Source organism: Nocardia sp. JMUB6875, from assembly GCF_041154655.1.
GTDB lineage: Bacteria > Actinomycetota > Actinomycetes > Mycobacteriales > Mycobacteriaceae > Nocardia.
Genome location: NZ_BAAFGR010000098.1, coordinates 1 through 13,149 on the forward strand (window position 1 = coordinate 1; position 13,149 = coordinate 13,149).

Here is a 13,149-nt window from a genome sequence, read left to right on the forward strand (position 1 = left end):
GGCGCGGACCTGGGGTTCCTTGCCGGGGCGGGCTTGGAGGGTGGAGATGGCGGTGATCGTCATGGGTGGGGTCAACCCATTGGGATGGGGATTGCTTCCCGGTCCGATTAGTTTTGGGGCGGGGCGTCGTCGGTACCTCTGGATGACCGGATGACAGGAGTTCAGGTATGAGTAAGGCGTTTCGGTTCGGGGTGGTTGCACCGCTCATGGGGGATGTGGCGGCTTGGCGGGATCGGGTTCGGCGGATTGGGGATTGCGGGTATTCGACGTTGTTGGTGCCGGACTTTCCGATGACGCAGCCGGCTCCCGCGGCGATGTTGGCCACCGTTGCGGCCATTACCGATCTGCGGGTGGGGAGTTGGGTTTATGCGACTCCGTTTCGGGCGGCGTGGCAGACGGCTTGGGAGGCGCATTCGCTGACGCGGCTGACCGAGGGGCGGTTCGAGATGGGGATCGGGACGGGGCGGCCGGGGATCGAGGATGAGGTGCGGGGGTATGGGATGCCCGAGGTGCCGTCGCCGGGGAAGCGGCTGGACGATATTCGCGAGACCGTAAGGCGGCTACGGGAATACGACGGGACCGAGCTGCATACGCCGGTGGCGATGGCTGTCTACGGGCCGAAGGCGCGGGCTTTGGCGGCCGAGGTCGCGGACACCGTCACCTTCGTGTTGGGTCCGCAGTCGCGCGGGGAAGTCGAGAAGTTGGCGCGCGACTTCCGCGCCCAGACCGACCTCACCGGCCGCGATGTCGAACTCGCGCTTGCGGTTCCGGTCATCGGCGATACGGTCGCGCCGCACATGGCGGGCCCCGGCACCGATCCGGCGGAGTGGCGCGCGGCGGATGCGGTGACCGTGCTGCCGGAGGATCCGGCCGCGGCCATCGACGAGATCCAGCGGCGGCGCGAGGAGATCGGCTTCTCCTACTTCGTCATCGGGGCCGATTGGGCCGAGCGGTTCGCTCCGGTCGTCGCCGAGCTCGCCGGACGCTAGCCCTCGAGGGAATCGCGTAGCCGACTACTCGTTTTCCCGCGAGGCCCCGGCCTTCACGCGCAGGCCGGTCACGATGAGGTCGAGGCCGAAAACGTATTGCTCGGTGCTGTTTTCGTGGGTTCGAGCCAGCTCGGATGCCAGATCCACGATCGTTGGATGTAATTCCGGCGACAGCGCGTCCAGGCGGGCGCGCACATGGCCCGCCTTTTCGGTGGCGTCACCGGCGTAGAGCTGGCGCAGCGCCGCGCCGAAGGTGTACTGCAGCAAGGTGGCATAGCCTCGGGCCGAGTCGAGGCGGTCGAGGCCGGCCCGGCGCAGTTCGAAGAGGATGAGTTCGAGGGCGGTGGTCGCGGTGGCGGCGAAGTCGCCTTCGGTGGGCGGGCAGGCGAACAGGACGCGCAGGACCGCGGGGCGTTCGATGAGCCATTCGTAGAGGGACAGGCAGCAGGCGGCGACTCGCTCGTACCACTCACCCGTGGCGGTCGGCGGGTGGAAGCCCCCGAGGACGCGGTTGCGGACGGCCTGCAGCAGCTCGTCCTTGCTGCGGAAGTACGTGTAGACGGTCATCGTGCCGACGCCGAGTTCCGCGGCCAGCGCGCGCATCGAGATCTGCTCGAAGTCCTGAGCGTCGAGTAGCCGCAGGGCCGCGTCCACGACCAGATCCTCGCTGACGGTATTGCGGGCGACGCGGGCGCGCGCTGCGGGCCGCGCGTCCGGTTGGTGTTTCATCTCGGGTCCTCGACGACGGAATAAGGGCGGGTTCCGAGACCATTGTAGTATTGCGTACGTCGTACCGTACGTCGTACGACAGTGCGCGTGGAGGTCGACACCGTGGTCATGTCCGAAGCAGCCGGCGTCCTACCCGAGGCAGCCGCCGTTCCGTCCGCAGTGGAGGTCTCGCGAGACCACCGATGGCTGCGGGAAATCCTGCTCGTCGTGGTGGTCTACTTCGCCTATGACGGCAGCCGATTGCTCGCGAACGGCGCACCCGATCCGGCGATCGCCCACGGGAACGCGCTGCTGCGCTGGGAGGGCTGGGCGCGGCTGAATCCGGAGCCGTGGCTCAATGACCTCTTCTCCCAGCACATTTCGCTGGGGCTGCCCGCGGACTACATCTACGCCACCCTGCACTACCTGGTCACCCCGCTGGTCCTGATCTGGATGTGGCGCGAGCACAAGCCGCACTACCGGCTCGCCCGCACCCAACTCGGTCTCGCGACGGCCGCCGGACTCATCGGATTCCTGACCTTCCCGACCGCGCCGCCGCGCCTGCTGGATTCGTCGGCCGGCTTCACCGACGTGATGGCCCAGTACTCGAGCGCGGGCTGGTGGGCCGGGGACGCCAGCACACCACGCGGCCTCGAGGCCATGACCAATGATTTCGCCGCCATGCCCAGCCTGCACGTGGGCTGGGCGCTGTGGTGCGGTCTCATGCTGTTCCGCTACGCGCGCCACCGCGCGGTCCGCATCGCGGGCCTGCTGTACCCGATCCTGATCCTGCTGGTCGTGATGGGAACCGGCAATCACTACCTGGTGGACGGCCTCGCGGGCGCGGCGGTCATGATCGCGGCCGGGCTGAGCGCCGCACCGTATCTGCGCCTCTACGACGCGCTCGCGATTCGGCTGCGCGCCCGGTGGGAGAGCTTGGGCGAGCGCGTCCCCACCCCGCTGATCTCGAGCCCGCTGACCCCGCTGACGCTCCTCGTCGACGCGAATCCCGCTACCGGAGAAGGCGGCTCGGACTCCAGCCCCCTGCGCGACACCGCGTAGTCGCAGCGTTCCGCTCGAAAGCCCCGCGCACTCCCGGCCACCCGCGTATTCTTTGACTCGGTCAAAGGATTGGAGCCGAGATGACAATCAGCGCTGCCGACGACCTCGTCGAGGCCCGGCACATCGACGCCGTGCGCGCCTTCAACCGGCGCTACACCCGCATCATCGGCGTCCTCCAAGGCGAAATGCTCGGCACCGAGTACTCGCTCACCGAGGGCCGAATCCTGTTCGAGCTGGCCAACTTCGGGGCCGCAGAGGTGGTGGATCTGCGGCTGGAACTGGATCTGGACGCGGGCTATCTGAGTCGGATCCTGGCCCGGTTCGAGGAGCGCGGGATGGTGGCCCGCCGCAGATCCGACACCGACGGGCGACGCCAGGTGGTCGAGCTGACCGAGGCCGGGCGCGCGGCGTTCGAGGTCCTGAATCAGCGCACCCAGGAGCAGATCAGCGGACTGCTGGTCCCGCACTCCCCCGGCGTGCGCACCCGGCTGGTCGGCGCCATGCGGACCATCGAGCGAATCCTCGACACCGATTCCGAGGCCGACCCGGCCGGTGTCCTGCTGCGCGCGCCCCGCCCGGGCGAGCACGGCTGGGTGATCCAGCGCAATGCCGAGCTCTACGCCGAGGAGTTCGGCTGGAACGGCGAGTACGAGGCGCTGGCCGCCAAGATCGTCGCCGACTGGATGAATTCCCATGACCCGCAACGCGAGCGGGCCTGGATCGCCGAATACGACGGCGAGCCGGTCGGCTGTGTGTACTGCATGCGCGAGGACGACGACACCGCGCGGCTGCGCCTGCTGCTCGTCGAACCGTCGGCGCGCGGGCTGGGCGTGGGCAGCGCGCTGGTGGACGAATGCCTGCGCTTCGCCACCGAGGCGGGGTACAGCGAGATGGTGCTGTGGACCAACAGCGTGCTCACCGCCGCCCGCCACATCTACGAGCGCGCCGGTTTCACCCTCGCCGAATCGAATCCGCACCACAGCTTCGGCGTGGATCTGATCGGCCAGACCTGGCGGCGGCCCCTCGGTCCGGACGGCGAACCGGGTCGATAGGGCCGCGACGGGGCCGGGTTATATCGTCTCCAGCATGGCTCCCGCGACCCCCGCCACCACCGCGCTCGGTGTCTGGCCGGGGACCGCCTACCCGTTGGGCGCGACCTACGACGGCGCCGGGACGAACTTCTCGGTGTTCTCCGAGGTGGCCCGGCGGGTGGAGCTGTGCCTGATCGACGCCGAGCACCGCGAGACACGGGTCGCCCTCGACGAGGTCGACGGGTACGTGTGGCACGCCTACCTGCCGGGCATCACGCCGGGCCAGCGCTACGGATTCCGGGTGCACGGGCGTTTCGATCCGGCCAAGGGATTGCGCTGCGATCCCAGCAAGCTGCTGCTCGACCCGTACGGCAAGGCCTTCGAGGGCGATTTCGGCACCGACTCCGCGCCCTACAACTACGGCCAGAATTCGCTCGGGCACACCATGACCGGGGTCGTCATCAACCCGTATTTCGACTGGGCCGACGACCGCGCACCGCGGCGGCCGTATCACGAGACGGTCATCTACGAGGCACACGTGAAGGGCATGACCTTCACCCATCCGGAGGTGCCGCCGGAATTGCGCGGAACCTTCTCCGGCATGGCGCATCCCGCGATCATCGAGCATCTGCGGAAACTCGGCGTGACCGCGATCGAGCTCATGCCCGTGCACCAATTCCTCGACGACCGCATCCTGCTCGATCGCGGCCTGCGAAACTATTGGGGCTACAACAGCTTCGGCTATTTCGCCCCGCATCGCGGCTATGCCGCGGGCTCCTCCCCCGCCGCCGAGGTCACCGAATTCAAGGCCATGGTGCGCGCCTTCCACGCCGCGGACATCGAGGTCATTCTGGACGTGGTCTACAACCACACCGCCGAGGGCAATGAATTCGGCCCGACCCTGAGCTTCCGCGGTATCGACAATGCCGCGTATTACCGTCTGGTGGACGATGATCCGCAGCATTACATGGATTACACCGGCACCGGCAACAGCTTCAACATGGCCCACCCGCACGCCCTGCAACTGATCATGGATTCGCTGCGCTACTGGGTCCTGGACATGCACGTGGACGGTTTCCGTTTCGACCTGGCCGCCACCCTGGCCCGCGAATTGCACGATGTGGACCGGCTTTCCACCTTCTTCGACATGGTGCAGCAGGATCCGGTGGTGAGTCAGGTGAAGCTCATCGCCGAACCGTGGGATGTCGGCGAGGGCGGTTATCAGGTCGGCAATTTCCCGGTCGCGTGGACCGAATGGAACGGCAAATACCGTGACACCGTGCGGGATTACTGGCGCGGGCAACCGGCGACCTTGAGCGAGTTCGCCTCCCGGCTCACCGGCTCCTCGGATCTGTACGAGGCGACCGGGCGCCGCCCCAGCGCGAGCATCAATTTCGTGACCGCGCACGACGGCTTCACCCTCGCGGACCTGGTGTCCTACAACGACAAACACAACGACGCCAACGGCGAGGACAATCGCGACGGCGAGAACTACAACCGCTCCTGGAACTGCGGCGTCGAGGGACCGACCGACGATCCGGAGATCCGCGCCCTGCGCGCCCGCCAGACCCGCAATCTGCTCGCCACCCTGCTGCTCTCCCAGGGCACGCCCATGCTGCTGCACGGCGACGAATTCGGCCGCACCCAGCACGGCAACAACAATGCCTACTGTCAGGATTCACCGCTGTCGTGGATGGACTGGACGCTCATGCACACCAATGCCGATCTGCTCGAATTCACCTCGCGGACGGTGGCACTGCGCGCCTCGCACCCGATCTTCCGCCGCCGCCGCTTCTTCGATCCGGCGCCGGATCACGGTCACCCCGGCGATATCGCCTGGTTCACCCCCGGCGGCGCCGAGATGACCGACGCCGACTGGAAAACCAGCTTCGCCCGCTCGCTGGCGGTGTTCCTCAATGGCGAGGGCATTCGCGAGGCGGGCCCGCGCGGCGAGCGCATCACCGACGACTCGTTCCTGCTGTGTTTCAACGCACATGACGAAGCGATCGACTTCACGCTGCCCGATGCCGCGCACGGCAACTCCTGGTCGGTCGCCCTGGACTGCTCCACACCGACCGGTCGCCCGGCCACCGAGACCACCCGCCCCGCCGCCTCGACGGTGCAAGTGCCCGCACGCTGTCTACTCGCTCTCCGCCGTACGGCATGATCGATACCGCCATGACCAGCTCGCCCGAACACCACACCGGCCCCATTGCCCGGCAGACGACCGTGCGCAGCACCTATCGCCTGCAGCTGCGACCCGACGCGCTCACCTTCGCCGACGCGCGCGGTATCGCCGAATACCTGCAGCAGCTGGGCATTTCGCATCTGTACCTGTCGCCCGTCATGACCGCGATGCGCGGCTCCACCCACGGCTACGACGTCACCGACCCGATCTCGGTGTCGGCTGGGCTCGGCGGGCCGACCGGATTCAAGGCGCTCTCCGACGAGGTGCGCAGCCGCGGCATGGGTTTGATCGTGGATCTGGTGCCCAACCATGTGGGCGTGGCCGATCCGCGACAGAACCAGTGGTGGTGGGATGTCCTGCAGAACGGCAAGGAATCCCAGTACGCCTCCTGGTTCGATATCGACTGGACGCCGGGCAACGGCGCGGGCGGGCGCATCGCGCTGCCGGTGCTGGCCGGGGAGAACGATCCCGCGGCGCTCACCGTGGACCGCTCCGGCATCGAACCCATGCTGGCGCTGCACGATATGCGCTTCCCCATCGCGCCCGGCACCGACGGCGAGAACGCGCTGCGCATCCACGACAAGCAGCACTACCGCCTGGTCAACTGGAAGTCCGGGCTGTGCGGGTACCGCCGCTACTTCACCGTCGGCGGGCTGGCCGCGATCCGGCAGGAGAATCCGGACGTCTTCGAGGCCACCCATCGCGAACTGGCCGCCTGGTGCGAGCACGACCTGATCGACGGTGTGCGCGTGGACCATCCGGACGGACTGACCGATCCGGGCGAGTACCTGCGGCGGCTGCGCGGAATCATCGGACCGCAGCGGCTGCTGCTCGTGGAGAAGGTGCTCTCCAATCGCGAGCCCCTCGACGCCACCCTGCCCATCGACGGCACCACCGGCTACGACGCACTCGCCGATATCGGCGGCGTGCTCATCGACCCCGACGGCGAGAAGCAGCTGACCGAACTGTCGCGGCAGTTCACCGGGCACGGCAGCGATCGCGCGTGGTTCACCGAGCAGGAGCATCGGATTCGCCGCGCAGTCGCCGAGACCATGCTGGTGCCCGAGGTGCGCCGTCTGGTGGCCGCGATCAAGCGCGATGCCCGCGCCGACGCCTTCGACACCATGGCGCTCACCAACGCCGCCATCGAGGTGCTCTCGTTCATGCCGGTCTACCGCACCGATTACGCGCCGCTGGCCGGGATGGTCGGCGCGGTGGTGGCCGAGGTCGCCCGGCGCAATGCCGAGCTGACCGCGCCGCTGCAGGTGCTGGTGACCGCGCTGTCGCTCGGCGGCGAGGCGGCCACCCGCTTCCATCAGGTGGGCGGTGCGATGACCGCGAAAGCTGTGGAGGACACCATGTTCTACCGCGCCGCGCGGCTGGTGTCGCTCCAGGAGATGGGCGCGGATCCGGCCCGCTTCGGCTGCTCCGTCATCGAATTCCATCTCGCCAATGCCGAGCGCGCCGCGCGCTGGCCGGCCACCATGACCACGCTGTCCACCCACGACACCAAGCGCGGCGAGGATGTGCGCGCCCGCATCGGGATGCTCTCGCAGGTGCCCGATATCTGGGCGCGGTCGGTGAGCACCTGGGAGGAGATCGCGCCCGGGCCCGACGGGGCGACCACACTGTTCCTGTTGCAGAACATGTTCGGCGTCTGGCCCGCGGACGGGCGTCCGGCCGCGGCCGTGCCCGGCCTGCGGGAGCGGCTGCATCAGTTCGCGGAGAAGGCCGTTCGCGAGGCGGGCACCCGATCCTCCTGGGAGGAACCGGATATCGACTTCGAGACGGCGGTGCACCGCTGGATCGACTCCGTCATCGACGGGCCGGTCGGGGCCGAATTGGGTGAGTTCGTCAGCGATCTGGCCACGCACGCCTGGACCGACTCACTGGCCCAGAAACTGCTCCAGCTCTGCGGTCCGGGCATCCCCGACATCTACCAGGGCTGCGAACTGTGGGAGGACTCCCTCGTCGATCCCGACAACCGCCGCCCGGTCGACTTCACCCATCGCTCCCTGCTGCTGCAATCCCTCACCGGCACACCGGATCTCGACCCGTCCGGTGCGGTCAAGATGTGGATCGCGGCCTACGCCCTGTGGCTGCGCCGCGAGCGTCCCGACTGCTTCGTCGGCGGCACCTACATCCCCCTGTTCGCCTCCGGCGACCGCGCCCAACACCTGATCTCCTACGCGCGCGGCCGCACCGGCGAGACGCCCGAGGTGATCGTGGCCGTCACCCGCCACAGCATCCGCCTCGACGAGGCGGGCGGCTGGGCCGACACGGTTCTCGATCTGCCCCAAGGGCATTGGACCGACCGCCTCACCGGCCACACCTTCTCCGGCCGCGCGCGCCTGGAGAAGTTGTTCGCCCGGCTGCCCGTGGCCCTGCTCGTCCGCTGACCGCTCGGCGGCCACCGCCGCGGGCGTGGATGCGGGTGGGCTATCCGCCGAAGCTGCCGCTGAACAGCGACTTGCCGCGGGCCGGGTCACGCTCGACGCCGTAGCGGTCGAAGCCGTTGCGGTCGATGCCCCTGCGGTCGTAGCCCTGCTTGTCGTAGCCGTAGCTGTTGTAGCCCTCGGCGTCGAACCCTTCCCGGTCGAAGCCCCGGTAGTCCCGGCCGCGAAGGTCATAGCCCCAGCGGTCGAACCCATTGCGATCCAGGCCCAGGCTGTTGCGGCCGTTCTTGTCGAAGCCGCCGATGTCGCGGCCGTGCTCGTCGTAGCGCCAGTCGTCGACGGCCACCGGGGCAGCCTGCGCGGGCGCGGACAGTACCGCGGGGGCGAGGGCGAAGGCGCCGATCGCGGCGGCCCCGAGGATCCGACGTGCCGTCTTCTTGCTCGTTTTCTGGTTCATCTGATTCGTTCCTTCCAGCTCGGCTATTTTGTGTACACACGTACTGTACGGTCGTACATATAGCCGTGGACAGGTCTCCGAGTCGACTCACAGCAAATCTTCAGACAACCTGTACAGTCGTACACATGCCCGGCCACCGTGGACCCAGCGACCCGCAGCGCCGCGACCGCATCATCACCGCGAGCGAAGCCATCGTCAGCAGGTCCGGCATCGCCGGCCTCACCCACCGCGCCGCCGCCGCGGAAGCCGGCGTCCCCCTCGGCTCCACCACCTACTACTTCAACACCCTCGACGACCTCCGCGCCGCGACCCTCGAACGCTTCGTCGAGCGCTACACCGACTGGCTCCACGACTGGAGCGCCCGAATCGGCCACCCCACCCCCGCCGACCTGGTCACCGCCCTGACCGACATGATCCTCGAGAACCTCGAGACCGACCGCGACAACATCATCGTCGAATACGAGCTGACCACCGCCGCCATGCGCAATCCCCGCATGCTAGACTTGGCCACCCGCTTCTGGCAAGTAACCGGAGAAGTCCTCGCGGACAAGACAACTCCCGAAAAGGCCCGAGCCCTGGCCACCGTGCTGGACGGCTTCTACTACCAGGGCATCACCGCTCCCAAACGCCTCGACCGCGCCGACGTAGCCAGACTCCTCGGCATGATCCTCACACCCGACAGCCCGGAACCCCAGCCGTAGCCCGCACGCGGTCCGTTGCCCGGCCGGTCAGTTTTCGACTGTGCGGCAAGGAGATCGGGTGTTGTCGGCGTCGGCGTAGACCGGCCAGGTCATGGCGGCGGAGGTCAGGGGGCCGAAGACGCCGTCCTGGGTGAGGATGTGGTGTTGCTGGACGGTGAGGACGGCCTGTTTGGTGGCCGGGCCGAAAATGCCTTCGGTGTCGGAGATTTCGGCGTTGTAGCAGGTGCGAAGGGCGGTCTGGAGGGTCTTGACGCCTTCGATCGGGCCCTGGGCGGCGTCCTTGACCGAGAGCAGGCAGCGGCGGCCGCCGTCGCCGGTCGCGGGGATGACGGCGTGCTGGCCGGGAGCCACCGATTTCGCGGCGGTGTAGAGGCAACGCGCGGTGATCGGCGCGGGCGGGGTGGTCGCCGCGGCCGGGGCGGCCGAATCGGAATTCCAGTGCAGCACACCGGTAATGACCGCCGCGACCACGACCGCGATCGCTGCCGCGGAGATGGTGCGGATCCCGCGCCGCGCGGTTCGCGAATGGGTGGACCCGTATGCCGAGAACTTGGTGTCCTCCGGGACGGTGGGTCGGCGATCTCCGCGATCGGTTCCCCACCGCGCACCCGATGGCGTCCAGTCGCCGCGCCCGGTGACTCGGCGCGCGGCCGAGACCATGCGGTCGCGGCTCGCGGCGGCCGGGTGATCGCGCCATCTGCGGGCGTGCAGGGCGCGGGCCGCGGCGGCGGCGAGCTCGCCGCAGCTGGCGTGGCGCTCGGCCGGGTTCCAGGCGGTGGCTTTGGACAGGACTGCTCCGAGCTTTCCCGGGAGTCTCGAATCCTTCACCGGGACAGGCAGTTCGCTGGGGAGCTCGCCGGTCACCAGTTGGTAGAGCGTGACGGCGAGGGCGTGCACGTCGGCACGGGGTCCCGCCGGACGGCCGACGCGCTGCTCCGGGGGTGCGTAGGGCTGAGAGAAGGCCCAGCGGCCGGTGGCGGTGAGGGTTTCGTCCGCGGCGAGGCTGCGGGCGATGCCGAAGTCGCCGATCAGGACCCAATCCGCGCCGCCGGTGCCGGTGGTGCGGAAGATGTTGGCGGGCTTCACGTCCCGGTGCACGACCTGATTGGCGTGGGCGTAGTCGAGGGCGTCGGCGACGGCAGCCACCATGCGGACCGCGCGGTCGGGGTCGATGCCGCACGGGTTTTCCTCGATGAGGCTGACCAGGTCGCCGCCGGGCACGTACTGCATGGCCATCCACAGCGTGCCGCCCTCTTCGCCGAAGTCCTTGATATCGACGATATTCGGATGCTGCAGGTTCGCGACCAGTTGCGCCTCGCGCCGGAATTGGGCGGCTCCGGCCTGATCGGCCGCCTTCGGTTTCAGCACCTTCAGCGCGACCGACATCTCCAGCCCGGGATGCTTGGCCAGGTAGACCGTACCCATCCCGCCCGCACCCAGCCGACGCTCGATCACGTATCCCGCGAACACCGACCCCGCGACCAACTCCGTGGCGACCACCCTGCGCGCACCTCCTCCCGAAGTCCGCCGATGCGAGGATAGCGCCGCGGCGAACGTCCGGTAAGAGGAGAACAACATGGCGATCAGCTCGTGAGCACCCGGACATCCGGGAGTGGAACCAGTTCGACGGGCTCGATGAGTTCCGGCGGCACCGCGCACTCGCCGTCCTCACACCACCGGCGAATGTTCGCCGGACGGTAGCCTTTTCGATCGGGGACGGTCGAGGCCAGGTAGCTGCCCTCGTCGCCCGGCTGCAGCAGTTTGCGCCAGGAATCCCAGTAGAAGCGCGGGCTGCGCCAACTCACCGCCAGGCGAACCAGATTCAGCACCCGGAAGGCGAGGCTCAGTGAGTCGTGCCGGTGCGTGGCGTCGAACGGGCAGTCCCGCAGCAGCGTGTCGAGGCGGTCGTGGTCGAAGCTCAGCCCCTCGGCCTCGGCCTCGGCAATCATCCAGCGCAGGGTGATATCGGACAGTCCGCAGTCCGCGTAGCCGCCGCCGATATCGCTGTGCACGCCCTCGAACCACACTTGCTTCACCCGATCGGAGCGGCGGTGCAGCTCCTTCTGTTCGGCGGGGACCTCCCACAGGCACGGCGCGAATTCCCGGCGCCGCTCGTCGATCGCGAGCGCCTGCCGCGCGCACAGCACGATGGGACCCAGCCGGACATCGTGGAAACGATGCTTCCACGACGTCAGTCCCGGCACGCCCATCGCGCCGACGGTGTCGAACACGCCCAGGAAGTTGATCGTGGGCCGCTGCGCGTAGCAGTACTCGTCGCGGAACTCGTCCCACTCCACCGGATCCGGATCGTCCGGATTCGCCTTGCGGGTCTTGTAGATCTCGAGCGCCCTGGGGTACATGCCGTGAATCATGGCGTCGTACTTCAGGATTCCGAGCCGGTTGATCATCCCCGCCAGGCTGCGCGCGGTGTACGCGCCCCGGCTGAACCCGAAGATGTAGATCTCGTCCCCGGGTTCCCAGTTCAGCGCCAGCTGCCAGTAGGCCGCCGACAGATTGGCCTCGAGGCCGAGCCCGAAGGCCCCGCCCAGCACCCGATCCGACATGAATCCCCGTGAGCCGGGCCCCGACACGTAGAACACGCGCTGACCTACGGACTTCCCCTCCCGGTCCGCTCCGGTCAGGCGCACCGTCTCCGCGATCTTGACGATGTTCGACACCGTCGTGCTCGACTCGGCTTTCCACGTGCCGTCACAGCACACCACCAGCCTTTTCATGAATGCCAGCCTCCCGTTCTGACCATTCGGTTTCACGCGTAGTGAACTACCCGTTTATCCCGGCCCCGCCGCGCACCCGTTAACCCGGGCACGTGCCCCCACAAGTACCCGCCCGCCCGGCGTTAACACCGCCCGGTCGCTCGGCGATCGCTCATGAATCGTTCACGATCCATGTGGCACCGTGGTTCCATGTCCGACGATGGAGTGACCGCCCGCAGCGTATGGGTCCTGGTGTGTGAGGACGACGAGCAGCTGGGCGCACGCGTCGCGGACGGACTGCGCAGCGCGGGATTCCACGTCGATCTGACCCGCAATCTCGGCGAGGCCGGCGAGCAGTGCGGGGCGCGACTCTACGACTGCCTCATCGTGGACCGCGGGCTACCCGACGGCGACGGGCTGGATCTGGTTCGGCGGCAACGGGAATCGGGTGATCGCACACCCGCATTGTTGATCACCGCGCGCGAGAGCGCCACCGATCGCAGCGAGAGCTACGCGGGCGGCGCGGACGACTACCTGGCCAAGCCGTTCTCGCTGAGCGAGCTGGCCGCCCGGGTGCTGGCACTGTCCACGCTGCGCAAGCCGCAGCCGACACCGGTGCTCACCGTCGGGGACCTGGTGGTGGACCGCATTCGCCGCCGGGTCCGGCGCAGCGGCATCCTGCTGACCATGACCACCCGCGAATTCTGCGCGCTGGAACTGCTGGCCTCGCGGGCCGGCACCCTGGTCACCCCGGCCGAGATCGCCGCGTTCTGCAGCGACAATCCCGGCTCGACCGCGACCGTCGACGAGGTGATCACCCGGATCGACCGCAAGCTCGGCGATCCGCAGATCATCCACACCTCGGCGGCGGGATACCTGCTACACGCCTGAATCCCGCACGCC

11 protein-coding genes are annotated in these 13,149 nt (G+C 68.3%); 7 read left to right on the top strand and 4 right to left on the bottom strand.

The window, feature by feature from the left end; all coding sequences use genetic code 11:
* The first annotated feature begins 206 nt into the window (after positions 1-206).
* Positions 207-989 (top strand): LLM class flavin-dependent oxidoreductase, encoded by a 783-nt coding sequence (locus tag ACAM49_RS23920; protein WP_369637817.1) that lies wholly within the window; start codon positions 207-209, stop codon positions 987-989.
* Positions 990-1,013: 24 nt separating this feature from the next.
* On the opposite strand, the gene ACAM49_RS23925 is transcribed toward ACAM49_RS23920, so the two are convergent.
* Complete coding sequence (locus tag ACAM49_RS23925; protein WP_369637796.1) at positions 1,014-1,718, bottom strand: TetR/AcrR family transcriptional regulator; 705 nt, start codon at positions 1,716-1,718, stop codon at positions 1,014-1,016.
* Between the two features lie 108 nt (positions 1,719-1,826).
* Here ACAM49_RS23925 and ACAM49_RS23930 point away from each other — a divergent pair, with 108 nt between their 5' ends.
* The 4 genes from ACAM49_RS23930 to treY all read left to right on the top strand — a co-directional run bounded on the left by ACAM49_RS23930 (position 1,827) and on the right by treY (position 8,377).
* Positions 1,827-2,759, top strand: a complete 933-nt coding sequence (locus ACAM49_RS23930) for a phosphatase PAP2 family protein (RefSeq protein WP_369637797.1) — start codon at positions 1,827-1,829, stop codon at positions 2,757-2,759.
* Between the two features lie 80 nt (positions 2,760-2,839).
* Positions 2,840-3,811, top strand: coding sequence for a GNAT family N-acetyltransferase (locus ACAM49_RS23935; protein ID WP_369637798.1), 972 nt, complete (start codon positions 2,840-2,842; stop codon positions 3,809-3,811).
* Positions 3,812-3,845: 34 nt separating this feature from the next.
* Positions 3,846-5,957: a glycogen debranching protein GlgX gene (gene glgX, locus ACAM49_RS23940; RefSeq protein WP_369637799.1), complete on the top strand. Its 2,112-nt coding sequence runs from the start codon at positions 3,846-3,848 to the stop codon at positions 5,955-5,957.
* 11 nt (positions 5,958-5,968) lie between these two features.
* A complete protein-coding gene (gene treY, locus ACAM49_RS23945; protein ID WP_369637800.1) occupies positions 5,969-8,377 on the top strand; it encodes a malto-oligosyltrehalose synthase in 2,409 nt (802 codons plus the stop codon).
* Between the two features lie 40 nt (positions 8,378-8,417).
* Here treY and ACAM49_RS23950 read toward each other — a convergent pair whose 3' ends face one another.
* Positions 8,418-8,831 carry a hypothetical protein gene (locus ACAM49_RS23950; protein WP_369637801.1) on the bottom strand — a complete coding sequence of 138 codons (414 nt, stop codon included), beginning with the start codon at positions 8,829-8,831 and terminating at the stop codon, positions 8,418-8,420.
* Positions 8,832-8,956: 125 nt separating this feature from the next.
* On the opposite strand from ACAM49_RS23950, the gene ACAM49_RS23955 reads away from it, so the two are divergent.
* A complete protein-coding gene (locus ACAM49_RS23955; protein ID WP_369637802.1) occupies positions 8,957-9,532 on the top strand; it encodes a TetR/AcrR family transcriptional regulator in 576 nt (191 codons plus the stop codon).
* A 27-nt stretch (positions 9,533-9,559) separates the two neighbouring features.
* Here the strand turns inward: ACAM49_RS23955 and ACAM49_RS23960 are convergent, their stop codons facing one another.
* Both ACAM49_RS23960 and ACAM49_RS23965 read right to left on the bottom strand, forming a co-directional pair.
* Positions 9,560-11,032 (bottom strand): serine/threonine-protein kinase, encoded by a 1,473-nt coding sequence (locus ACAM49_RS23960; RefSeq protein ID WP_369637803.1) that lies wholly within the window; start codon positions 11,030-11,032, stop codon positions 9,560-9,562.
* A gap of 83 nt (positions 11,033-11,115) precedes the next feature.
* On the bottom strand, positions 11,116-12,267 hold the full coding sequence (locus tag ACAM49_RS23965; RefSeq protein WP_369637804.1) for a DUF2235 domain-containing protein: 1,152 nt from the start codon (positions 12,265-12,267) through the stop codon (positions 11,116-11,118).
* 189 nt (positions 12,268-12,456) lie between these two features.
* Between ACAM49_RS23965 and ACAM49_RS23970 the strand changes: the two genes are divergently transcribed.
* The gene (locus ACAM49_RS23970; protein ID WP_369637805.1) at positions 12,457-13,137 is read left to right on the top strand and encodes a response regulator transcription factor; all 681 of its coding nucleotides are present in this window, start codon (positions 12,457-12,459) and stop codon (positions 13,135-13,137) included.
* Positions 13,138-13,149 lie beyond the last annotated feature (12 nt).

Coding starts and splice junctions, on each gene's coding strand:
- ACAM49_RS23920 (WP_369637817.1), top strand. CDS start 207: ATGGGGGATGTGGCGGCTTGGCGGGATCGGGTTCGGCGGATTGGGGAT.
- ACAM49_RS23925 (WP_369637796.1), bottom strand. CDS start 1,718: ATGAAACACCAACCGGACGCGCGGCCCGCAGCGCGCGCCCGCGTCGCC.
- ACAM49_RS23930 (WP_369637797.1), top strand. CDS start 1,827: ATGTCCGAAGCAGCCGGCGTCCTACCCGAGGCAGCCGCCGTTCCGTCC.
- ACAM49_RS23935 (WP_369637798.1), top strand. CDS start 2,840: ATGACAATCAGCGCTGCCGACGACCTCGTCGAGGCCCGGCACATCGAC.
- glgX (WP_369637799.1), top strand. CDS start 3,846: ATGGCTCCCGCGACCCCCGCCACCACCGCGCTCGGTGTCTGGCCGGGG.
- treY (WP_369637800.1), top strand. CDS start 5,969: ATGACCAGCTCGCCCGAACACCACACCGGCCCCATTGCCCGGCAGACG.
- ACAM49_RS23950 (WP_369637801.1), bottom strand. CDS start 8,831: ATGAACCAGAAAACGAGCAAGAAGACGGCACGTCGGATCCTCGGGGCC.
- ACAM49_RS23955 (WP_369637802.1), top strand. CDS start 8,957: ATGCCCGGCCACCGTGGACCCAGCGACCCGCAGCGCCGCGACCGCATC.
- ACAM49_RS23965 (WP_369637804.1), bottom strand. CDS start 12,267: ATGAAAAGGCTGGTGGTGTGCTGTGACGGCACGTGGAAAGCCGAGTCG.
- ACAM49_RS23970 (WP_369637805.1), top strand. CDS start 12,457: ATGTCCGACGATGGAGTGACCGCCCGCAGCGTATGGGTCCTGGTGTGT.